19 protein-coding genes are annotated in these 19,581 nt (G+C 62.7%); 9 read left to right on the forward strand and 10 right to left on the reverse strand.

What is annotated here, in order from left to right; genetic code table 11:
* The first annotated feature begins 958 nt into the window (after window positions 1–958).
* The 6 genes from KAK09_RS14555 to KAK09_RS14580 all read left to right on the forward strand — a co-directional run bounded on the left by KAK09_RS14555 (window position 959) and on the right by KAK09_RS14580 (window position 4,782).
* Window positions 959–2,140, forward strand: coding sequence for a TonB family protein (locus tag KAK09_RS14555; RefSeq protein ID WP_210879667.1), 1,182 nt, complete (start codon window positions 959–961; stop codon window positions 2,138–2,140).
* 169 nt (window positions 2,141–2,309) lie between these two features.
* Window positions 2,310–2,744, forward strand: coding sequence for a hypothetical protein (locus tag KAK09_RS14560; RefSeq protein ID WP_247651301.1), 435 nt, complete (start codon window positions 2,310–2,312; stop codon window positions 2,742–2,744).
* Window positions 2,741–3,394, forward strand: a complete 654-nt coding sequence (locus tag KAK09_RS14565; protein WP_210879669.1) for a MotA/TolQ/ExbB proton channel family protein — start codon at window positions 2,741–2,743, stop codon at window positions 3,392–3,394. Before KAK09_RS14560 ends, KAK09_RS14565 begins: the two co-directional genes overlap by 4 nt.
* Window positions 3,387–3,767 (forward strand): biopolymer transporter ExbD, encoded by a 381-nt coding sequence (locus KAK09_RS14570; RefSeq protein ID WP_247651302.1) that lies wholly within the window; start codon window positions 3,387–3,389, stop codon window positions 3,765–3,767. Before KAK09_RS14565 ends, KAK09_RS14570 begins: the two co-directional genes overlap by 8 nt.
* Window positions 3,767–4,153 (forward strand): ExbD/TolR family protein, encoded by a 387-nt coding sequence (locus KAK09_RS14575; RefSeq protein WP_210879670.1) that lies wholly within the window; start codon window positions 3,767–3,769, stop codon window positions 4,151–4,153. Before KAK09_RS14570 ends, KAK09_RS14575 begins: the two co-directional genes overlap by 1 nt.
* Window positions 4,154–4,539: 386 nt before the next feature.
* A complete protein-coding gene (locus KAK09_RS14580; protein ID WP_210879671.1) occupies window positions 4,540–4,782 on the forward strand; it encodes a hypothetical protein in 243 nt (80 codons plus the stop codon).
* Between the two features lie 103 nt (window positions 4,783–4,885).
* Here the strand turns inward: KAK09_RS14580 and KAK09_RS14585 are convergent, their stop codons facing one another.
* A complete protein-coding gene (locus tag KAK09_RS14585) occupies window positions 4,886–5,938 on the reverse strand; it encodes a ketopantoate reductase family protein (RefSeq protein ID WP_210879672.1) in 1,053 nt (350 codons plus the stop codon).
* 147 nt (window positions 5,939–6,085) lie between these two features.
* Between KAK09_RS14585 and KAK09_RS14590 the strand changes: the two genes are divergently transcribed.
* A complete protein-coding gene (locus KAK09_RS14590; protein ID WP_210879673.1) occupies window positions 6,086–7,492 on the forward strand; it encodes a helix-turn-helix domain-containing protein in 1,407 nt (468 codons plus the stop codon).
* 54 nt (window positions 7,493–7,546) lie between these two features.
* On the opposite strand, the gene KAK09_RS14595 is transcribed toward KAK09_RS14590, so the two are convergent.
* From KAK09_RS14595 to KAK09_RS14635, 9 genes are all read right to left on the reverse strand, one after another.
* Window positions 7,547–9,058 (reverse strand): tripartite tricarboxylate transporter permease, encoded by a 1,512-nt coding sequence (locus tag KAK09_RS14595; RefSeq protein WP_210879674.1) that lies wholly within the window; start codon window positions 9,056–9,058, stop codon window positions 7,547–7,549.
* Between the two features lie 40 nt (window positions 9,059–9,098).
* Window positions 9,099–9,602, reverse strand: coding sequence for a tripartite tricarboxylate transporter TctB family protein (locus KAK09_RS14600; RefSeq protein ID WP_210879675.1), 504 nt, complete (start codon window positions 9,600–9,602; stop codon window positions 9,099–9,101).
* Window positions 9,603–9,638: 36 nt separating this feature from the next.
* A complete protein-coding gene (locus KAK09_RS14605; RefSeq protein WP_210879676.1) occupies window positions 9,639–10,595 on the reverse strand; it encodes a Bug family tripartite tricarboxylate transporter substrate binding protein in 957 nt (318 codons plus the stop codon).
* A gap of 162 nt (window positions 10,596–10,757) precedes the next feature.
* Window positions 10,758–11,621: a universal stress protein gene (locus KAK09_RS14610; RefSeq protein WP_210879677.1), complete on the reverse strand. Its 864-nt coding sequence runs from the start codon at window positions 11,619–11,621 to the stop codon at window positions 10,758–10,760.
* A 2-nt stretch (window positions 11,622–11,623) separates the two neighbouring features.
* Complete coding sequence (locus KAK09_RS14615; protein ID WP_210879678.1) at window positions 11,624–13,291, reverse strand: formate--tetrahydrofolate ligase; 1,668 nt, start codon at window positions 13,289–13,291, stop codon at window positions 11,624–11,626.
* A gap of 29 nt (window positions 13,292–13,320) precedes the next feature.
* Window positions 13,321–14,238, reverse strand: a complete 918-nt coding sequence (locus KAK09_RS14620; protein ID WP_247651304.1) for a methionyl-tRNA formyltransferase — start codon at window positions 14,236–14,238, stop codon at window positions 13,321–13,323.
* Window positions 14,239–14,295: 57 nt separating this feature from the next.
* On the reverse strand, window positions 14,296–15,567 hold the full coding sequence (gene frc, locus KAK09_RS14625) for a formyl-CoA transferase (protein ID WP_210879679.1): 1,272 nt from the start codon (window positions 15,565–15,567) through the stop codon (window positions 14,296–14,298).
* A 57-nt stretch (window positions 15,568–15,624) separates the two neighbouring features.
* A complete protein-coding gene (gene oxc / locus KAK09_RS14630; protein ID WP_210879680.1) occupies window positions 15,625–17,397 on the reverse strand; it encodes an oxalyl-CoA decarboxylase in 1,773 nt (590 codons plus the stop codon).
* A 62-nt stretch (window positions 17,398–17,459) separates the two neighbouring features.
* Window positions 17,460–18,164 carry a GntR family transcriptional regulator gene (locus KAK09_RS14635; protein ID WP_210879681.1) on the reverse strand — a complete coding sequence of 235 codons (705 nt, stop codon included), beginning with the start codon at window positions 18,162–18,164 and terminating at the stop codon, window positions 17,460–17,462.
* 473 nt (window positions 18,165–18,637) lie between these two features.
* On the opposite strand from KAK09_RS14635, the gene KAK09_RS14640 reads away from it, so the two are divergent.
* Window positions 18,638–19,177 carry a hydrolase gene (locus KAK09_RS14640; protein WP_210879682.1) on the forward strand — a complete coding sequence of 180 codons (540 nt, stop codon included), beginning with the start codon at window positions 18,638–18,640 and terminating at the stop codon, window positions 19,175–19,177.
* 46 nt (window positions 19,178–19,223) lie between these two features.
* Window positions 19,224–19,581, forward strand: a 358-nt coding sequence (locus tag KAK09_RS14645) for an ATP-grasp domain-containing protein (protein WP_336244467.1), incomplete at its 3' end; no start/stop codon positions are given.

Below are 19,581 nucleotides of genomic sequence, written 5' to 3' on the forward strand. Positions count from 1 at the left end.
ATGGCCAGTATGCTCAACGCGGCATAGCGTCCTCGCATGACATTCTCCGTTCGGACGTGTTATCGCCCGCATCCATGATCTGAACATCGGACAGGCGCGCGAACGCCCTGCCCAGTTTCAATTCGCGATCAGAGGTGTCTTGGAGGTCTGTCCTGGGAACCAGGCTTGAATTCGACAAGAACAGCTTGCCTGGTCTTGTCGAAACTCTGGGATGAAAGATACTGCCATGATTGCAGGAACATCGGCTTGTCACGCGTGATCAGGCAACAGGAAATCGACACGCAATCGTCCATAGGTTCGTCTGGATTCGATGGATGATCGGCCGTTTGGGCCGGTTTCCGGGGCGTGGCCTGCACAGCGTGATTAACGTGATCAACGTGATCGGATGCACCGGATTGATCCATCGTCAACATCGTTGCAGAATTTATCGTATGGGAACCTGCCATCACCGAGGACATCGTATTCAGAAACAGCCAAGCCACGGTCATGAGCAAAAGCCCCGACGCCTTCAGGATGCTGCAACGCGTGCTCTGGCTTTTTCTCACCATGACTTGTTACTAACGGGCTGCGGGCCAAACGCAAGTCACATTGTCGAAACGCGGCTTGATGTCCACTGACCTTGCCCACAGCGCCAGTGAAAACAACGCTTCGACAACGCCTGGGCCCGGCCCGAACGCCGCAAGGTTCAAGAACTGGCTCTGCACAGATCTTCGGCAGCTTCGGGCCAGTCGGGCCTTATCACAATGATGTAGGATGCCCTACCGCGGCATTGATCTTTGCTATAGAACCAGACGGCATTGGCCGGTTGACCTGACCTGCGCCGAATGTCCTCGGCGCACGGTGTCGGACAGATAAGGAACTCAGCCATGTCGCGTCATCGCCTCGCCCTTGCAAGACATCGCCGGGTCTTTCTGGTGGTTCGGGGCCCTTTTACTCTCTTCGCGGCACGCCCCCCTCAATGATCAGAAGATCGGGTTATGCCGCGTTAGCGGCTATCGTGCTGTCCTTACTGCTGCACGCCCTGGGGTTGGGTTTCACGTCCAGCGAAGATCGGTCTCCCTCGACCGAAGACACAGCCTCTGATCTGGCAGATGTCGGAGACGCATTCGAGGATTTCGCCGAGGCCATTTCCGGCTCCGCAGAGCCGGAGCCTGCCTCGGTTCCCGATCCACCAGACGTGACATCGCCAGAACAGGTGATCCTGGACACCCCGACGACGCAAGCACTGGTGGCGTCGGACAATCCCCAGAACGTCCTGGTGCCTGATACCGGCGTGGTCGATGTGGTTCAGCCGGACCCCGTTGAGCCGTCCGGCGTCGATGCCCCCGCGCCCGAAACCGCACCCGACAGCGCAGCGCCATCAGGCAGCCAAGATGACAGGATCGCGGACGCGCCGGTCTTGACGCCGCTCGAACCTGATACGGAGGCTGACGCACCGGAAGGGGCACAGGTTGAGAATCCCGTTCCGGCAGAGCCGATGGCCGGCGAGGTGGCCCCCGTATCATCCGCCGAAACCGTCTTGCCAGTTGCACCCGCCCCGTCACCAGACGTCGCGATCATCCCGGCACCCGAGGTGCAACAGGCGGACGTGCCGGATATCGCGCTTGCGCCCGAACCTGATGAGCCCGAAACCCTGACGGCCATGGACAGCGAGGAGCAATCAAGCCCGGCTGTCACAACTTCGCTGCGCCCCCCGAAAGAGCGGCCATCGGTGGCGGTTTCGGGCCTGAGCGACGGCGCGCGACCCGGGCGCGCAACCAGAACCATTGAATCGCCGCTGACCACCTACAAACGCACCGGTATAGATCCGTTTGCCGCCGGCAGCGGCGCGGCCCGGTCCGGGACGACCGGCTTTAGCGGGTCCCGTAATCCCGGCAATGCGAGCACGACCAATTACGCCGGACAGGTTCTGGTTCAACTCAATCGCTTCCCCGCGGTCGACCCCTCGGTGCGCGGGGCGGCGCAGGTGTCTTTCGGGATCAATCCCGACGGCTCGGTGGCCTGGGTCAATATCCTGAGCAGCACCGGCCCCCCCGCCATCAGACGTGCCGCCGCCGCCCAGGTCAGACGCGCGGCACCGTTCCCGCCGCCACCGGAAGGCACCAGCCAAAGAATGGTATTCACGTATCAAAGAAGGTGATCTCATGGACCGATCCACATCCGCCGGCGGCGACCGGCACGAAATCCTCGCCAATCGCAAGCCGCAGGCCCGGTCGCGCGGCGCACCGATCGCGGACCCGAATTGCGAATGCACAACGCAGCGCATCTCAGTCAAGCAGGCGCGCTGCTCTCACATGAGGAAGATGCAGATGACGACAATACGAATGATGACCGCGGCGATTGCTGCCTGCCTCGGCTTTGCCACCGGAGCGGTGGCACAGGACGAGAAACCGGGCGGGGCCGTCCAGATCGAACTGAATGCGGTAAAATCCAATGAGGGAAGCTGCACCTTGACGTTTCTGGTAACGAACGGACATGCCGGCCCGATCGAGAAGGTGGTGTATGAAACCGTGCTGTTCGACAGCGCGGGGCAGGTGGACAGGCTGACCCTTTTCGACTTCGGCACCCTGCCATCTGGCCGACCTCGGGTGCGTCAGTTTTCCATTCCGGGTATCACCTGCGATGACCTGAGCCGGGTCCTGATCAACGGGGCCAGCACCTGCCAGGCCCCGGATCTGGCCGAGAGCGCCTGCGAAGCTGGCCTGATCCTCGAAACACGCACCGGGATCGAGGTGATCGGATGACACAGGTTCTTGAAAGCCTGCGCCAGATGGCCGATCTCGGCGGGCCGGTCGTGATGATCCTGCTGGCCGTCTCGGTCGTCACCCTGGCGACCATCCTCTACAAGCTGTGGCAGTTTTTCGCGGTCGGGGTGGGCCGGCACCGGGCCTTGAAAGAGGCCGTCATCGCCTGGGACCGGGGCGATCGCAGCGCCGCGTTGCACGCGCTCAATCAGTCCCGAAGCTACCTCGCGCCGGTGATTGAAATGGCGTTTTCCGCAGGACTGCAAGACGCCAAACGGCTGGAGGCAGAAGCCGAGGTGAGGTTTGCCCGCCTAGAAGGCGGGTTTCGCCTGCTTGACAGCGTCGCACAGCTTGCCCCGCTTCTGGGGCTTTTCGGCACGGTGCTGGGGATGATCAATGCGTTCCAATCACTACAGGATGCAGGGGCGCAGGTCGATCCTTCGCTTCTGGCGGGGGGCATCTGGGTGGCGCTGCTGACCACGGCCGCGGGCCTTGCCGTGGCGATGCCCACGGCCATGGTGCTCAGTTGGTTCGAGGGGCGGATGGATGCCGAGCGCGTGACTGCGGAACGGGCGATTGCTGCGGTCCTGCACCCGCAAGGTCATCGTGGCTCCGCCCAACAAACCGGGATGGAACCCGCCCATGCGTAGGCAGATCCGGCGGCGGCGCCTGTCGATGACATCGCTGATTGATGTCATCTTCCTCTTGCTGCTGTTTTTCATGCTCTCGTCTACCTTCTCGCGCTTTGCCGAGGTTGACTTGTCCTCCGCCAATGCGGGCGGGGCCGACAGGAGCGATATCAAGAGGAGCTTTCTTCAACTGGGGGAGGATACCCTGCGCGTGAACGGTCAGGATGTCGTGCTTGGGGCGCTAAAGGACCAGTTCGCCGACTTGCCCCCCGAGGCAGACGGCCTGCATGTGATCGTCAGCCTGCGGGATGATGTGACGGCGCAAAGACTGACCGATGTGCTTGTCATCCTGCGCGGCATTGACCGGCTCAGTATCAGCGTGTTGGGGTCGTGATGCGCAAACCAAGACATCGCACCCGGATCGAACCCACGATCGCCTTGATCAATATCGTCTTTCTGATGCTTGTTTTCTTCATGGTCGCAAGCACCATTGCGCCGCCGATGGACCGGGACCTGCGACTTGTAAGCACATCCGATCTCGACGGCCGCGCGCCGCCCGACACGCTTGTCGTGCATCCGGACGGCAGGCTGACATACCGGGGCGAGGCCGTCGCCTCGGCACAGGCCTTCTATGCCGCGCGCCCCGAGGACGAACGCGAGGTGGTGCGGATCGTGCCAGACAAGGCGCTGGCTGCGATCACTTTGGTCAATCTGGCACGGGACCTCCGCGCGTCTGGGGCTTCCCGAGTCGTGATCGTCACGCAGCGCGGGCTGGAATGATCACCATGATAGGGCCGATGCCCGGCAGGCGGCAGTGCGCCGCCATCACCCGGGCATCCGATCTCGATGGAAGACCGTAGCGTTGCCCTTGGCATATCCGTCTTGATCGAGCGGTTTTCGCGGGCTCAGGGCCACCATCTCGGTGGCTTGGCGGTTCGCGGCATACTTGTCCTCATGCCATCAACCTCTACCGCTTACGGATCAGGTGACCGGGCGCTAACAGCGTGCAGAATTGGGTGCAGTGCACGGCGAGGCCGCATGGCCTTTCCGGCCGGAGTCGCAGTCATGCCCTCCACGCAAGGCTGACCTGCATCGGCCGGCATGGAAAAATGCTGCACTGCGGTATATTTATTTTGCAACGCGGCAACTCCCCGGAGCGTGAGCACATGACCTATTCGACCCATAACAGCCCCCGCGCACCACTATACACAGGTGTTGGCCGCCTTGCACTCGGCCCGCTGCGCGTGATCGAATGGTTCCTTCAGTCGATCATCGACGCAAACCGCATGGCGCGTGACATCGAGAGACTGCTGCGCCTGAGCGATGCCCGGCTGGCCGAAATGGGCCTCAAGCGCGAAGACGTAATCAGCCATGCCGCGCAGGCCTCGGGCCTTCGACGCGCCGTCTGACGAGACAGGGCCGGTCAGGGCCCATTACCTGACATCGGAACCCCGGCACGCGCCGGGGTTTTGCTGTTTCAGACCCCGCCGCAGGACAGGCGGCCCCCATGGGTCACGCCGCGTCGGGGCGGTTGGCGGCAAGACGGGCATCCACGGTCTCGACTATCCGCGCGAATTCCGCGCAATCCACACCCTGCTGTTCAGCGATAAGCCTGACCAGCATGTCGACCCGCTCGATGCGTTCAGCGCCGCTTTCGATGGCGCGCGCGGCCGAGGATGGCTTGAGCAGGCCATTGGCGGCATTGGCGTATTTCTCGAACGGGACCGCGTCCGCCGCATCCGCCCCAAGGCGGCGCACGACCTCGTCCACGGCGGCATAGATCCGCTCGGACAGGGCAGGATCGCCGTGCACGGCCTCCTTGATCGGGCGGGCGCCCTCGGCAAGGACGCAGCGATAGTTCCCGGTCAGCAACATGCTCCACTTGGCGAAAGGCACGAACAGCGAGTCGAAGACACGCAGCTTTACCGGCACGTCCTTGCCATCGACCGTAACCGCATCAATGGCGCTTTCGAGATCGCGCAGGATACGATTATGGGCCTCGTCCTCAAAGGGGGCGGCCTTGAAATTGGTGGGCAGGCCGACATGCAGTGTATTCGGCCCCTCATCGGGCACGCGGTAGGCTTGCGGATCAGGGCTGCACAGGGTGACCGTGCCGGGAGCAAAGGCGGACCAGGCACGGGGACAGGTATAGGCAGCCTCGAGCCGCGAGGTATCAAGCCCCGCGATCCGGCGCAGATAGGGCAGCGGCGGCATGTTCATGATTGACAGGCAGGGCATGCCAGCTGCGGCGATCCGGCCGAGAAGATCAACGATATTCTCGGCGCAGTATTGCGGTTCTGACATGGCAAGCGCCACAAGATCATAATCCTGCGGGTTCACCTCTTCGGGCGTCAACGCATTGAGGCGACCCGGCAGATCCGCCGAGCGGAACGCCCGGTGCTCATCCTCGTCGCGCAGCTTGATACGCACCTCGGTGCCTTCGGCATTGATGAGATCGGCGGTGGCCTGACGGCAAACGAGCGTCACATCCTGCCCCGCCATGAGCAGCTTGGTGCCAAGAAGCGAGCCATAGGAGGCCCCAAGGATAACGATGCGATACGCCATATCAGCCCTTTCCGGATTTAGGTGCGTGATCCCAGTGTGGATGAGCGCAATTATAGGTGACAAGCGCGATTCCACTACGAAATGAATGTAAATGTGTATATCGTAAATATTACATATCTTATTTTTGTAATGTTGTAGGAATCGTTCATGGGAAAGACACTGATCGGCCCCCAACTGCGCCAGCTGCGCCGGGATCGGGGTGACACCCAGGCCGAGATGGCCCGCAAACTGGGCGTGAGCGCGTCCTACATCACCCTTCTGGAGACTAACCAGCGCAGCCTGTCGGTGCAGCTTCTGATGCGCATCGCCGAGGTCTACGCCGTGAACTGGCAAGAGCTTGCCCGCGATGACAGCGCGCGCCGGGTGGTCGATTTGCGCCACGCGGTGCGCGATCCGGTATTCTCTGGCGATGAGCCTGACATTCAGGAATTACGCGGCGCGGTTGATCACGCGCCTCGCCTCGTCGACCGCTTTCTGGCGTTGCACGGTGCCTATCGCACCGCGCTCGAGAAGATCCTGAGTCTTGCGGGAGAGAACATCTCTGAAGAGTTGCTGCGCAGCTCGCCCGAAACGGTGATCCACGATTTCTTTCGCGACCACCGCAATCACTTTCAAGAGCTGGAACAGGCCGCCGACGCGGCGCGGCCGGACAGAGGCGCTTCGCCCGAGGACCGCTTCTTTGGCCTGCGGCGGCGTCTGGAGGAAGACCACGGCATCACAACTTGCATCCGGCGCATTGGCGATCTCGGGGATGCGCTGCGCTATTACGACGAGGCCGCGGGCATGGTGCACCTGTCGCAGGCGCTCAACACCGAGAACCGCGCCTTTCAATTGGCCCATGTTCTGTGTCTGGTCGAGTATCCCGATGTCCTGTCGGGGCTTGTCCGGCGCAGCGGGCTGGCCTCGCAACACGCATTGGCACGGCTTCGGGTGGAGTTGGCCAATTACTTCGCGGCGGCGCTGCTGATGCCCTATGACGCCTTTCTGCACGAGGCCGAGGAAGCGCAATACGATATAGACCGGATCGCAGCGGCGTTCGGCACCTCTTTCGAGCAGGTCTGCCAGCGCCTCACCACCCTGCAGCGCGAGGGGGCACGCGGCGTGCCGTTCTTCTTTCTGCGCATGGACAAGGCCGGGAACGTCACGAAACGATTCAACTCAACCTCGTTCCAGCTGGCAGAGTATGGCGGGTCGTGCCCGGTCTGGAACATTCACACCGCCTTCTACACCCCCGGCGTGATCATGCCGCAATTCGTCGAGATGCCGGACGGGTCGCGCTATTTTACCATCAGCCGAACCGTGCACCGCCCGGTTTTCAGCGAGGAAACACAGGACCGGCGCCTGACGCTCGCGCTTGGTTGCGAGGCCCGCCACGCGCATCGGCTGCGTTATGCCTCAAGCTACAATTTCGACGATCCCAAGCTCTATGCGCCAATTGGGCTCAACTGCAATCTCTGCCCCCGGCAGGCGTGCTCGCAGCGCGCCCATCAGCCCCTCCTGATGGAACTGCCCATCGACGAGCACCGGCGCGGCAGCACCCGATACGAAAGCTGAGAGGGGGCCGACTGGCCCCCCCTCCACCTTGCCTGCGGGTCTGTTCCGCCAGCCTCAGCGCGCCGCCCGTTTGCGCCGTGGGCGCAGATACTTGAAGGCCGGCATCACGATCAGGATTATGGCCACCACCATGATCGGCGCCGAGATCGGTCGCGAGAAAAAGATCATCGGATCCCCCGAGGACAGCAGCAGCGACTGCCGCAGGGTCGGCTCGGCGATCGGGCCAAGCACGATGGCAAGAACCGCCGGCGCCAGCGGATAGTCGAACTTGCGCAGAAAGAACGCGCCAAAGCCGAAGACCAGCAGAAGCCAGATATCGAACATGTCCTGCATGGCCGCATAGCCCCCCACCACCGACAGCACGAATATCAGCGGCGCGAGCGTGGTGAACGGCATCCGCAGCACCCAGATGAACAGCGGAATGAAGGACAGATTCACCAGCAGCGCAAAGGCGTTCGACACATAGAACGATCCGATCAGCCCCCAGACGAAATCCGCCTGGTCCACAAACAGGCGCGGGCCGGGTGTCAGGCCCCAGATCACCATCCCGCCCAGCAGGATCGCCGTGGTCGGAGAACCGGGAATACCCAGCGTCAGCATCGGCAGCATCGAGCCGGTGGAAGCCGAGTTGTTACCCGCTTCCGGCGCGGCCACGCCGCCCACATGGCCCTTGCCGAATTCCTCGGGTCGCCGCGACGACATCTTGGTGATCGCATAGGACATCAGCGAGGCCGGGGTCGCGCCCGCAGCCGGCAGAACGCCGACGAAAAAGCCGAGGAACGAGCCGATCGACATACCCTTCCAGCCCTTCCGGGCCGACTCTCCGACATCCTCTAGAATGCCCCTTGCCGAAATATCCGCGTCCGTCTTGGTGATCTCGCCCCGCGTGCTTTCGATGGTCCAGAGCATCTCGCCGATACCATAGACGCCGATGGCCAGAACCAGAAAGCTGATCCCGCCGAGAAAGCCGTTCAGATCGAACAGCACGAGCCTGGGCGCGCCCGAGATCTGGTCAAAACCGACTGTGGCCAGAACCAGCCCGAAGCAGATAGAGAACACCGTCTTGGCGATGTCGTCGCCGCCAAGCCCCACGAAGGTCGCAAAGGCCAGAAGCATCAGCGCGAAGATTTCGGGCGGACCAAAGCTGAGCGCGACGGTCGCAAGCAGCGGCGCGAACCCGGTGAACAGGATGTTCGACACCGTGCCACCAACGAACGAGCCGACCGCCGCCGCGACCAGCGCAAGACGCGCCTTGCCCATCATCGCAAGCGGTCGCCCGTCAAAGGTCGTGGCCACGGCCGTTGACGCACCCGGAATGCCCAGGGTGATCGACGATATGGCCCCGCCATACATCGCCCCGTAATAGATCGCGGCCAGAAAGATGATGGCCGAGCCGGGCGGCACAAGGAAGGTGACCGGCAAGAGGATCGCGACCCCGTTAACCGAGCCAAGCCCCGGCATCGCGCCGATGAAAAGGCCGAGCGTCACTCCGACAAGGATCAGCATCAGGTTCAGAGGTTGGATGGCGACCAGCATGCCGTCGCCCAGTAGGGATAGAATTTCCATGGCTTGGTGTCGCCCCTGTGTCAGCTAGGCCGTGACTGTTTCAGTAGATGATGTCGTAGAGGACATTGTAGACCGGGTCGGTAAAGCTCAGCCCTGTCGGCATGGTGATCTGCATCAGTCCCTCGAAGAAGAAGAACAGGACGAGCGGAAACAGAAAGACCATGGGCAGGGTCAACCGCCAGCTGTGCCGACCCAGAAGTTTCAGATAGTAGAGTAGAAAGATCGCGACGGCGCCATACATCGACACGATGTCGATCAGCGCGACAAAACCGATGATCCCGCCGCCCACGAACACCATCGTCTTGATGCCGTGACTGTCGAGCACCGGCTCGTCCGAGCGCGATGCCGCCGAGGCCCGCCGCACCCAGTTGAACGCGATCACACCCGTCGAGGCCAGCATTCCGCACGCCAGCCAGAACGGCCAGAACCCGCCCTGTGGCCCGGTCCCGACGGCATAGCCGATCCCGTTCGCGGATGCCTTGTACATGAAGTAGATGGAAAGGAGGGCAAGCACGCCCGCCGTCACTATTTCGCCAACACGCATGGCCTGCCCTCCTTCATCTCAGGTTAGGTCCTCGGATCAGTTGATTCTGGCAAGCAGGTCCGAATGCGTCTGCACCTGAACCTCCCAGTAGGCGCGCTGCTCGTCGGGCTCCATCCACAGCGGCGACATGGCCTCTGTCTCGAGATAGCCCTGCCATTCCTCGGAATTGTAGATTTCCTCGAACAGCTTCTGGTAATAGGCCGCCGCCTCGTCCGACATGCCCGGCGCGCCGACGATGGCCCGCTGGTTGTAGTAGCTGAAATCCTTGCCCTTTTCCTTGAGCGTCGGAATGCCCGGATAGACATCCATCTGCTCATCGGAGAAGACCAGAAGCGGGCGCAGATCCCCCGAGTCGTAGAATCCGCGCGCCTCGGACGGGTTGTTCACCGTGGCCATGATCTGCTGTCCCGCAAGCGCCGCCGCGACCGCGCCACCGCCGTCGAAGGGGATATACTTGGTCTTGAGCTCGAAGGCATTGTCGAGATAGGCGAACACGATACTGTCCTCCTGGCCCGTGCCGGTGCCGCCGGTGACGTATTCGCCGTCGGCCGCGCGCACCGCCTCAAGCCACTGCTCGAAGGTCTCGATGCCGCTGTCGCTGTGCACCCAGAGTGCGAAGGGATCGACGCCCATCATCGCGATCGGCGTGAAGGTCTGGATGTCAATGCCCAGATCCGGCTGGCGGATCGGCGTGGTGAAGAACGAGTTCAGCGTCACAAGGATGGTATGATCGGGATCGTTGGTGCTGTTGAGCCAGATCAGCGACTCGGCCCCCGAACCGCCGCCCTTGTTGTTGGGGATGAGCGGACGGCGCGTCAGCTTCTTCTTCTCGGCGACTGACTGGATGAAACGGGCGATCCGGTCGGCGCCGCCGCCCGGCCCCGCCATAATCACGAAATCGATCGGCTTGCGCGGTTGCCATTCCGCCATTGCAGCGGGTGCCGAGATCGTCAGCGCAGCTATGCCAAGCGCCATGCTTTTCAGAATATTCATGTCTTCCTCCCATTGCAGACCGCTATCCGGTCTGGTTCAGTCATGGCCCTCTTGCGCCTGCGATCCTCCCCGATCGCTTGTGCCGCGCCGTCGAGCCTGTCTTTGGTTTGCTTCCTCTCCTCCTTTCTGCTTCCTTGATTTCCGAGGCGTGCGTCCGTCCGCTCAGTGCACCATCACGACCGGGATTGTGGCCTCGGCCACGATGGTCGCCGAGTTTCCGCCGAGCAGGGACTCGCGCTCATAGCTGTCATGATAGGCGCCCATGATCAGCATGTTCGCGCCGATCCCGGCGCATTTCTGCAACAGCGCCCGCCCGACATTTCCCTTGCGCTCGAAGGTGTGGATATCCGAAGCAATCCCGCGCTGCGCGAGATAGATCTGGAATTCCTCGGGGGTGGCCGTGTGCTCGATCCGTCCGGCTGTCAGGATCGACACCTTCTGCGCGCCCTCGATCAGCGCCATCGACAACGCCACCGCGCGTGACGCCTCAAGCGAGCCGTTCCAGCCGATCGCCACATGGCTGCCGATATCGGGCGCCACCTCATCCGTGTCCGGACAGACCAGCACCGGCCGCCCCGACGTGAACAACGCCGATTTCAGCGTGTTGTAGCCAAGGTTCTCCTCGTGGTTCGGCTTAGCCACGCAGATCAGATCGGCCAGGCGCCCGTAATGGCGCACCACCTCGACCTGCCTGCCCTCATATTCGCGAAAGGCCGCCGTCGGCTTGCCGGCAGAGCGCGGCTCGACGCTGATGCCGTAGCGGCTGGCCTCGGCGGTGAATTTTTCGCGCAGATGGCCCTGCTCGTAATCCGCGCGCTTGCGCGTGGCCTCGGCCAGTTGCTTGCGCAGGAATGTCGGAATCACCACCCCGTAAGGCATCATGTCCTCGGGTTTGGGGTGGCAATGCACCACACGGATATGGGCATCGAACCGCTTGGCAAGGGCGGCGGCATGGGCAAACAGCCGCGGCCCCAGCCCATCGTCGCGCATCGGCATCATGATGGTGTGAAGCGATGACTGGCCCATGGTCAGAACAACCCGTCGATAAGACCATCGCCATTGATGCAGATCGATTCTGCCGACGGTATCCTGGGAAGGCCCGGCATGGTCATGATCTCGCCGCAGATCACCACCACAAACCCCGCCCCGGCCGAAAGCCGCACCTCGCGCACCGGCAGGCTGTGCCCGTCGGGCGCGCCGCGCCGGTTGGGATCGGTGGTAAAGCTGTATTGCGTCTTGGCCATGCAGACCGGCAGGTTGCCATAGCCCTGCGCCTCCCATTCCTTGAGCTGGTTGCGGATCTTGGCGTCCGCCACCACCTCGTCGGCGCGGTAGATTTCCCTGGCGATGGTCTCGATCTTCTGAAAGAGCGGCATGTCGTCGGGATAGAGCGGCGCGTAGCTGGCCGATCCGTCCTCGACGAGCGCGACCACTTTTCTGGCAAGTTCCTCGGTGCCTTTCGAGCCTTCGGCCCAATGTTTGCACAGCACCGCCTCTGCCCCTTGGCTCGCCACATAGTCCTTGACGGCCTGCACCTCGGCCTCGGTATCGGTGACGAAATGGTTGATCGCCACCACCGTCGGCACGCCGAATTTCGCGAGGTTCTCGATGTGACGTCCAAGGTTCGGACAGCCCGCCTTGACCGCCTCGACATTCTCGGCGCCCAGATCACCCTTGGCCACGCCGCCGTTCATTTTCATGGCGCGCACGGTCGCCACGATCACCACCGCCTCGGGGGCAAGCCCCGCCTTGCGGCACTTGATGTTCATGAATTTCTCGGCCCCGAGATCGGCACCGAAACCCGCCTCCGTGACCACGTAATCCGCCAGCTTGAGCGCCGTGGTGGTCGCCACGACAGAGTTGCAGCCATGCGCGATATTGGCGAAAGGCCCGCCATGGACAAAGGCCGGGTTGTTTTCCAGCGTCTGCACAAGGTTCGGCTGCATCGCCTGCTGAAGCAGCACGGTCATGGCCCCGTCGGCCTTGATGTCGCGACAATAGACCGGGGTCTTGTCGCGGCGATAGGCCACGATGATATCGCCCAGGCGGCGCTCCAGATCGGCCAGATCGGTGGCGAGGCACAGGATCGCCATGACCTCCGACGCCACGGTGATGTCGAACCCCGCCTCGCGCGGAAAGCCGTTGGCGACCCCGCCAAGACTGCACACGATCTCGCGCAGGGCGCGGTCGTTCATGTCCATCACCCGGCGATAGACCACGCGGCGGATGTCGATTTCCTGCTCGTTACCCCAGTAGATATGGTTGTCGAGCATGGCCGCCAGCAGGTTGTGCGCCGATGTGATCGCATGAAAATCGCCGGTGAAATGAAGGTTCATCTCCTCCATCGGCACGACCTGTGCGTAACCGCCGCCCGCCGCCCCGCCCTTCATTCCGAAACACGGGCCAAGGCTGGCCTCGCGGATGCAAACGGCGGCCTTCTTGCCGATGGCGTTGAGACCGTCGCCCAGACCCACGGTGGTGGTGGTCTTGCCTTCGCCCGCCGGTGTCGGGTTGATCGCCGTCACAAGCACAAGATGGCCGTTCTTGCGCCCGGAGAGCGATTTTATGAAGGCCTCCGAAACCTTGGCCTTGTCATGGCCGAAGGGCAGCAGATGCTCGCTCGGGATGCCAAGCTTGGCGCCGATTTCCTGAATGGGCTTCTTGGTTGCGGCGCGTGCAATTTCGATGTCAGACATGTGGTGTTTCCATCCGATTTCTATGGATTTCAGGTTCCAAGGGTGGCCCCGGCTTCTAGCCCTGCGGCACCCGCCCATTCGGACGCGGGCATCTTTGCCCCGCCTGTGGGGCGCACCCGCTTGATCAGGATACGCCCGCCCACGCATTGCACCGCCACGCCCTCATCGGTGATCTCGCGCACGCGGCCCGAGATACCGTCGCCGGGGACGAGGGCACAGTCGAACACATCCACCTCGGCCCCGTTCAGCGTGGTCCAGGCCCCCGGCGCGGGATTGGTGCCGCGAATGAGGTCATAGACCTGACGCACCGGGCGGTGCCATTCGATGCGCGAATGATTGCGGGTGCAGCGCCGCTCATAGGTGGCAAGCGCCTCATCCGGCACGATGCGCGGCGGATTGCCCGTGCGGTAGAGGTCGCAGACCGTCAGCACGCTATCGACCGCGTGCGGGTATATCTTCTTGAAATAGAGGTCGATCACCGTGTCGTCGGGGCCGATCTCGCATTCCCACTGCAACAGGCTGTCGCCCTCATCCAGCCCGTCCGAGGGGTAAAACCACGAATAGCCCGATTTGGTGGCCCCGATGATGATCGGCCAGTTGACCGCCGAGGGCCCGCGATGCAGCGGCAGAAGCGAGGGGTGAAAGCAGATAGAGCCATGGGTCGGCGTGTCGCGTGCGGCCTCGGGCACAAAGACGTTGACGAAGGCCATGATCATCAGATCGGCCTTGTGCCCCGCCAGCACCGCAAGCGTGGCGGGATCGTCGAAATTCGCGGGCTGGTGCACAGGCAGCCCCTTCTCCATCGCCAGTTCCTTGATCGGATCAACCGGCTTGCCGTCGCGGTCCGGCTCGCAATAGACCGCGACCACCTCATCGGTTCCGGTGTCGAGCAGCTTCGCCAGCACATCCTTGCCGAACGCCTGCTGTCCCATGACGATTAATCGCATTCTTCCCTCCCTTCATGAGAACGGCCGGACTGTGCCGGCCGCTTCATCCCCTGCCCGTTATTGCGCCGCCTGCTTGACGGAGCCGACCGCCCCCGACTCAAGGATCCTGGCCAATTCCTCCCCGTCATAGGCAAGCACGTCGCGCAGGATTTCCACGGTATGCTCGCCCAGAAGCGGCGAGCGCGTCACCTCTACGGGACTGTCGCTGAGCTTGATCGGGCAGCCGACCGAGGTGTAGCGACCGCGCGTCGGATGATCGACATCGACGATCGTGCCAGTCGCGCGCAGGCCGTCGTCCTCCATGATCTCCTTGGTGGACAGGATCGGTCCCACCGGAATATCCAGCGGATTGCAGATATCCATCACCTCGAACTTGGTCTTGGTCATGGTCCATTCTTCGATTCGCGCGAAAATCGCATCGAGCTTGTCCAATCGCTCGGCCGGGCTGGAATAGCCGGGGGCATCCTTCCATTCGGGTGCGCCGATCACGTCGCAGACCTTTTCCCAGACGGCGGCCTGCGTGATGAAATAGGTATAGGCGTTGGGGTCGGTCTCCCAGCCCTTGCACTTGAGGATGCGGCCCGGCTGCCCCCCGCCTGAATCGTTGCCCGCGCGCGGCGTGGCATCGCCAAAGGGAATGCCCGCGCCATATTGCGAATATTCGGTCAGCGGCCCGGCGGCCAGGCGCTGCTGATCGCGCAGCTTGACCCGGCAGAGGTTGATCACCCCGTCCTGCATGGGCGCCAGCACCTTCTGGCCACGCCCCGACCGCTCGCGCTGATAGAGTGCGGTCACGATGCCAAGCGCCAGATGCAGACCCGTGCCGCTGTCGCCGATCTGCGCGCCGGTGACCAGCGGCGGACCGTCCAGAAAGCCGGTGGTCGAGGCCGCCCCGCCCGCGCATTGCGCGACGTTCTCATAGACCTTGCAATCCTCGTATTTGCCGGGGCCGAAGCCCTTGACCGAGGCCATGATGATGCGCGGATTGATCTCCTGAATCCGCTCCCAGCCAAAGCCCATCCGGTCAAGCGCACCGGGCGCAAAATTCTCGACCAGCACGTCGCAGGTCTCGATCAGGCGCGTCAGCACCTCCTTGCCCGCTTCGGTCTTGGGGTTAAGCTCGATCGAGCGTTTGTTGTGGTTGAGCATGGTAAAATACAGGCTGTCCGCCCCCGGCACATCCACCAACTGCTTGCGGGTGGCGTCCCCAACACCGGGACGCTCCACCTTGATCACATCCGCGCCGAACCACGCCAATAACTGCGTGCAGGTCGGGCCCGATTGCACATGGGTGAAGTCGAGGATCTTGACGCCTTCAAGGGCTTTCATGTGTCTCTCCGTCTCTTGGCCGCGCGGGCGCGTGTGCCGCGCCCCGGTTGGTTGAAATCAGTCTTTGCGCGCTTGCGGATAAAGCCGCTGCGCCACCACGGATTGCGGGTTGAGGTTGCCGATATTACCGCTTTCCTTGCCCGCCGCCGGGTCAATGATCGCGTTGATCAGTGTGGGTTTGCCACTGTCGAGCGCCTCATACACCGCCTTGCGCAGTTCATCCGGCGAACGGGCGATGACACCCACGCCGCCAAAGGCCTCGATCATGAGGTCATAGCGCGCGCCCTTGACAAAGACCGTGGTGGCAGGATCGTCGCCGCCACCCCAGTTCTCGCCATCGCCGCGATAGATGCCGTCATTGTTGAACACCACCGTGCAGATTGGCAGGTTGTAGCGGCACACGGTCTCTATCTCCATGCCGCAGAAACCAAAGGCGCTGTCACCCTCGACCGCCAGCACGCGCTTGCCGGTCTCGATGGCCGCCGCGATGGCCGATCCCATGCCGATCCCCATCACCCCCCATGTGCCCACGTCGATGCGGTGGCGCGGCTTGTGGATGTTGACGATCGAGCGACACTGATCGAGCGTGTTGGCCCCCTCGTTCACAAGGATCGTGTCGGGATGATCGTTGATCGCATCCTTGATGACGCCAAGCGCGCCATGATAATCCATCGGATCGTTATTGTTGCGCAGCCGCGCGGCCATTTTCTCCATGTTGGCCGTGGCCTTGGCGTTGACCGCATCCAGCCAGTCCTTGGGAGGGGCGATCCCGGCCCCGTCCATGGCCTTGAGCAGCGCCGCGCAGCACGATCCTATATCGCCGACGATGGGGGCCGCAATCTCGACGTTGGAATCCATCTCCTCGGCCTCGATATCCATCTGGACAAAGCGTTTCGCCCCCGGCTCGCCCCATTGCTTGCCCTTGCCATGGCTCAGCAACCAGTTGATCCGCGCGCCCATCATGATGACCACGTCCGAATCCTTGAGCACCATCGACCGCGCGGCGGCGGCACATTGCGGGTGCGTGTCGGGCAAGAGGCCCTTGGCCATGGACATCGGCAGGAACGGATAGCCGGATTTCTCCACCAACTCGCGGATCAACTCGTCGCACTGGTCATAGGCCGCGCCCTTGCCCAGCACGATCAGCGGGCGCTTCGCGCCTTTCATCACCTCGATGGCGCGGTCAATCGCGGATTGCGCCGGGATCTGGCGCTGCGCGGGCTCGATCACCTTGACAAGCGAGCGCGCGCCCTCGGCCGCATCCATCACCTGCCCCAGCATCGCGCCGGGAATATCAAGATACACCCCGCCGGGTCGCCCGGAGATAGCCGAGCGGATGGCGCGCGCCACAGCGATGCCGATATCCTGCGCATAGGTCAGCCGGTAGGCCGCCTTGCAGAAGGGCTTGGCCATGGCCAGTTGATCCATCTCCTCGTAATCGCCCTGCGCCAGATCGACGATCTCACGTTCTGACGAGCCGGAAATCAGGATCATCGGCCAGCAATTCGTGGTGGCGTTCGCAAGCGCCGTCAGCCCGTTCATGAAACCGGGGGCAGAGACGGTCATGCACACACCCGGCATCTTGGTGAGAAACCCCGCGACAGAGGCCGCGTAGCCTGCGTGCTGCTCATGGCGAAACGAGATCACCCGCATCCCCTGCGCCTGCGCATAGCGGCCAAGATCGGTGATCGGGATGCCCGGAACATTGTAGATCGTGTTGATCCCGTTGAGCTTGAGCGCGTCGATCAACAGGTGAAAGCCGTCGGTGACGTTGTTGGCATCGACCCCTTCTTGCTGCATCTGCGCTGCGGGCGGGTTGGCTGCGGCCATGTGTGTCCTCCAGATTTCATTGGCCCGCCCCGCCTGTTGCCGGTGAGTTCGGGCAGTCGGTGCTAGGTCGTGGTGGAATTGGTGGCGCGGGTCAGTTGAAGGCGGCCCCAGGTCTTGCCTATGTGCTGATGCAGCTGCATCGTGTGATCCAGCACCTTTTGCGCGGCCTCCTCGGCATCGCGGCGCTCCAGCGCCTCGATGATCTCGGCGTGATCGACAACCGATCGCTTGACCCGGTCCCCCTCCCACATCGAGCGCAGGCGCACGGCCTGAATGTGCAGGAAAACGCCCTCGGCCATGGTCTTGAGCAAGCCGCAATGCGAGATTTCGAGAATGTGCTGGTGGAATCGCAGGTTGTCGTCGGAATATTCGGCGATCCGCGTCGGCGACAGTCTGTCATTGTATTTCCCGGCGATCTTGCGCAGCGTCGCGATCTCGGCGTCGGTAGCATTCTCGGCGGCCAGACGCGCGGCCATGCTTTCGAGCGCGGCCCAGGCGATGATCATTTCCAGGATTTCCGCAAGGCTCTTGCGCTGGACATAGACCCCCTTGCGGGGCACCACCGTCACCAGTCCGTCCGCCTCGAGCCGCGCAATCGCATCGCGCAGGGGCGTGCGGGAAATCTGAAGCTGCTCTGCCAGAGATCTCTCGTCGAGGCGCAGATCGGCATCCACGTCATAGATGTCCATCGCCAGAATCGCCTCGCGGAGCCGCTCGTAGACATGATCCTTGAGGGTGAAATTCGACACGATGGGACGTAGCTTCATGTGGTATCTCCAGTTGCGCCCGCGTCATCGTGCCGCCTTGCTGACCGTTGGTATACCATACGCCAGCATGCCAAACCGGGCAATTCGTTTTTTGAACATTCGTTGCCGCAACTGCATCATACGTCCGCTTCTGCCTGCCGACAGCCTTGTTTATGCAGAAGCAATCAGCGCGCGGCCATGCTCCGCCGCCATCTGGCTCGACAGTGCGGGCAACACCCTCCATTTAAATATCAACATACTGTTATAAATACACAAATAACCATCCAGACCGGACCGAACCCCGCATGCCTCGGCAGCGGGCTCCTACTGCAACGCAGCATAACCACCAAGTGCGCTGCGCGCCCGCTCCGGCACACCCGACTCGGCCACGCAAGCCGCTGGCAGATCACGGTTGATGGGTCTGGCCTTCTGTGGTATATGGCATACCACAGAAGGAATGCCACGCGCTGCGCCTTATTTCCGGGGGACAGATCATGCTCATCCGCGCCGCCGACAGCGCGCTTGTCATCATCGACATGCAGGAACGCCTCGTTCCTGCCATGCAGGCACCCGCCCGCACCATCCGCAACACGCGCATACTCAAGACCAGTGCCGAGGAAATGGGCGTGCCCGTCATCATGACAGAACAATACCCCGCCGGGCTGGGCCATACCGTCCCCGAACTTTCGCCGGGACCGGGAACGGCAGTGCTCGGCAAGATGCACTTTTCCTGCATGGAAGACGCCGGCTTTGCCGCGCATTTCCGTGGGCTCGGGCGCAAGCAGGCGGTGCTTGCCGGGATGGAGGCGCATATCTGCGTGGTCCAGACCGCCGCCAGCATGATCGAGGCGGGTTTCGAGGTGTTCGTCGTCTCCGACGCCACCGCTTCGCGCACGATCGAAAGCGAACTGGCCTGCATTGCGCGGCTCAGTGCCTGCGGCGCGGGCATCGTGACCACCGAAATGGTGGTTTTCGAATGGCTCGGCCAGGCCGGAACACCTTCGTTCAAACGGCTTCTGCCTTTGATCAAATAGTGGCTTGGATCACATGACCGGTCGCATCACCTAAGGGAGGATCAGCGTGAACATCCATGAATATCAGGCAAAGGCCCTGTTGCGCAGCTATGGCGCGCCGGTCGGCGAAGGCCGTGTCGTGCTCCGCGCGGAAGAGGCCAAGACGGCGGCGGGGGCGCTGGACGGTCCCGTATGGGTGGTCAAGGCGCAGATCCACGCCGGCGGGCGCGGCAAGGGCAAGTTCAAGGAGGCCGGCGCCGGGGACAAGGGCGGCGTGCGCCTCACCCGCTCGGTGAACGAGGCCGCCGAGGAGGCGCGCCGGATGCTCGGGCGCACGCTTGTGACCAAGCAGACCGGGCCTGCGGGCAAGCAGGTCAACCGCATCTATATCGAGGACGGCTCGGGGATCGAGCGCGAGCTTTACC

The sequence above is a fragment of the Roseovarius autotrophicus genome (assembly GCF_018069895.1).
In the GTDB taxonomy this organism is placed as follows: Bacteria; Pseudomonadota; Alphaproteobacteria; order Rhodobacterales; family Rhodobacteraceae; genus Roseovarius; species Roseovarius autotrophicus.

What these genes read in the sequence shown, in the direction of transcription:
- KAK09_RS14555 (WP_210879667.1), top strand. Translation starts at nt 959, where the DNA reads ATGATCAGAAGATCGGGTTATGCCGCGTTAGCGGCTATCGTGCTGTCC.
- KAK09_RS14560 (WP_247651301.1), top strand. Translation starts at nt 2,310, where the DNA reads ATGACGACAATACGAATGATGACCGCGGCGATTGCTGCCTGCCTCGGC.
- KAK09_RS14565 (WP_210879669.1), top strand. Translation starts at nt 2,741, where the DNA reads ATGACACAGGTTCTTGAAAGCCTGCGCCAGATGGCCGATCTCGGCGGG.
- KAK09_RS14570 (WP_247651302.1), top strand. Translation starts at nt 3,387, where the DNA reads ATGCGTAGGCAGATCCGGCGGCGGCGCCTGTCGATGACATCGCTGATT.
- KAK09_RS14575 (WP_210879670.1), top strand. Translation starts at nt 3,767, where the DNA reads ATGCGCAAACCAAGACATCGCACCCGGATCGAACCCACGATCGCCTTG.
- KAK09_RS14580 (WP_210879671.1), top strand. Translation starts at nt 4,540, where the DNA reads ATGACCTATTCGACCCATAACAGCCCCCGCGCACCACTATACACAGGT.
- KAK09_RS14585 (WP_210879672.1), bottom strand. Translation starts at nt 5,938, where the DNA reads ATGGCGTATCGCATCGTTATCCTTGGGGCCTCCTATGGCTCGCTTCTT.
- KAK09_RS14590 (WP_210879673.1), top strand. Translation starts at nt 6,086, where the DNA reads ATGGGAAAGACACTGATCGGCCCCCAACTGCGCCAGCTGCGCCGGGAT.
- KAK09_RS14595 (WP_210879674.1), bottom strand. Translation starts at nt 9,058, where the DNA reads ATGGAAATTCTATCCCTACTGGGCGACGGCATGCTGGTCGCCATCCAA.
- KAK09_RS14600 (WP_210879675.1), bottom strand. Translation starts at nt 9,602, where the DNA reads ATGCGTGTTGGCGAAATAGTGACGGCGGGCGTGCTTGCCCTCCTTTCC.
- KAK09_RS14605 (WP_210879676.1), bottom strand. Translation starts at nt 10,595, where the DNA reads ATGAATATTCTGAAAAGCATGGCGCTTGGCATAGCTGCGCTGACGATC.
- KAK09_RS14610 (WP_210879677.1), bottom strand. Translation starts at nt 11,621, where the DNA reads ATGGGCCAGTCATCGCTTCACACCATCATGATGCCGATGCGCGACGAT.
- KAK09_RS14615 (WP_210879678.1), bottom strand. Translation starts at nt 13,291, where the DNA reads ATGTCTGACATCGAAATTGCACGCGCCGCAACCAAGAAGCCCATTCAG.
- KAK09_RS14620 (WP_247651304.1), bottom strand. Translation starts at nt 14,238, where the DNA reads ATGCGATTAATCGTCATGGGACAGCAGGCGTTCGGCAAGGATGTGCTG.
- frc (WP_210879679.1), bottom strand. Translation starts at nt 15,567, where the DNA reads ATGAAAGCCCTTGAAGGCGTCAAGATCCTCGACTTCACCCATGTGCAA.
- oxc (WP_210879680.1), bottom strand. Translation starts at nt 17,397, where the DNA reads ATGGCCGCAGCCAACCCGCCCGCAGCGCAGATGCAGCAAGAAGGGGTC.
- KAK09_RS14635 (WP_210879681.1), bottom strand. Translation starts at nt 18,164, where the DNA reads ATGAAGCTACGTCCCATCGTGTCGAATTTCACCCTCAAGGATCATGTC.
- KAK09_RS14640 (WP_210879682.1), top strand. Translation starts at nt 18,638, where the DNA reads ATGCTCATCCGCGCCGCCGACAGCGCGCTTGTCATCATCGACATGCAG.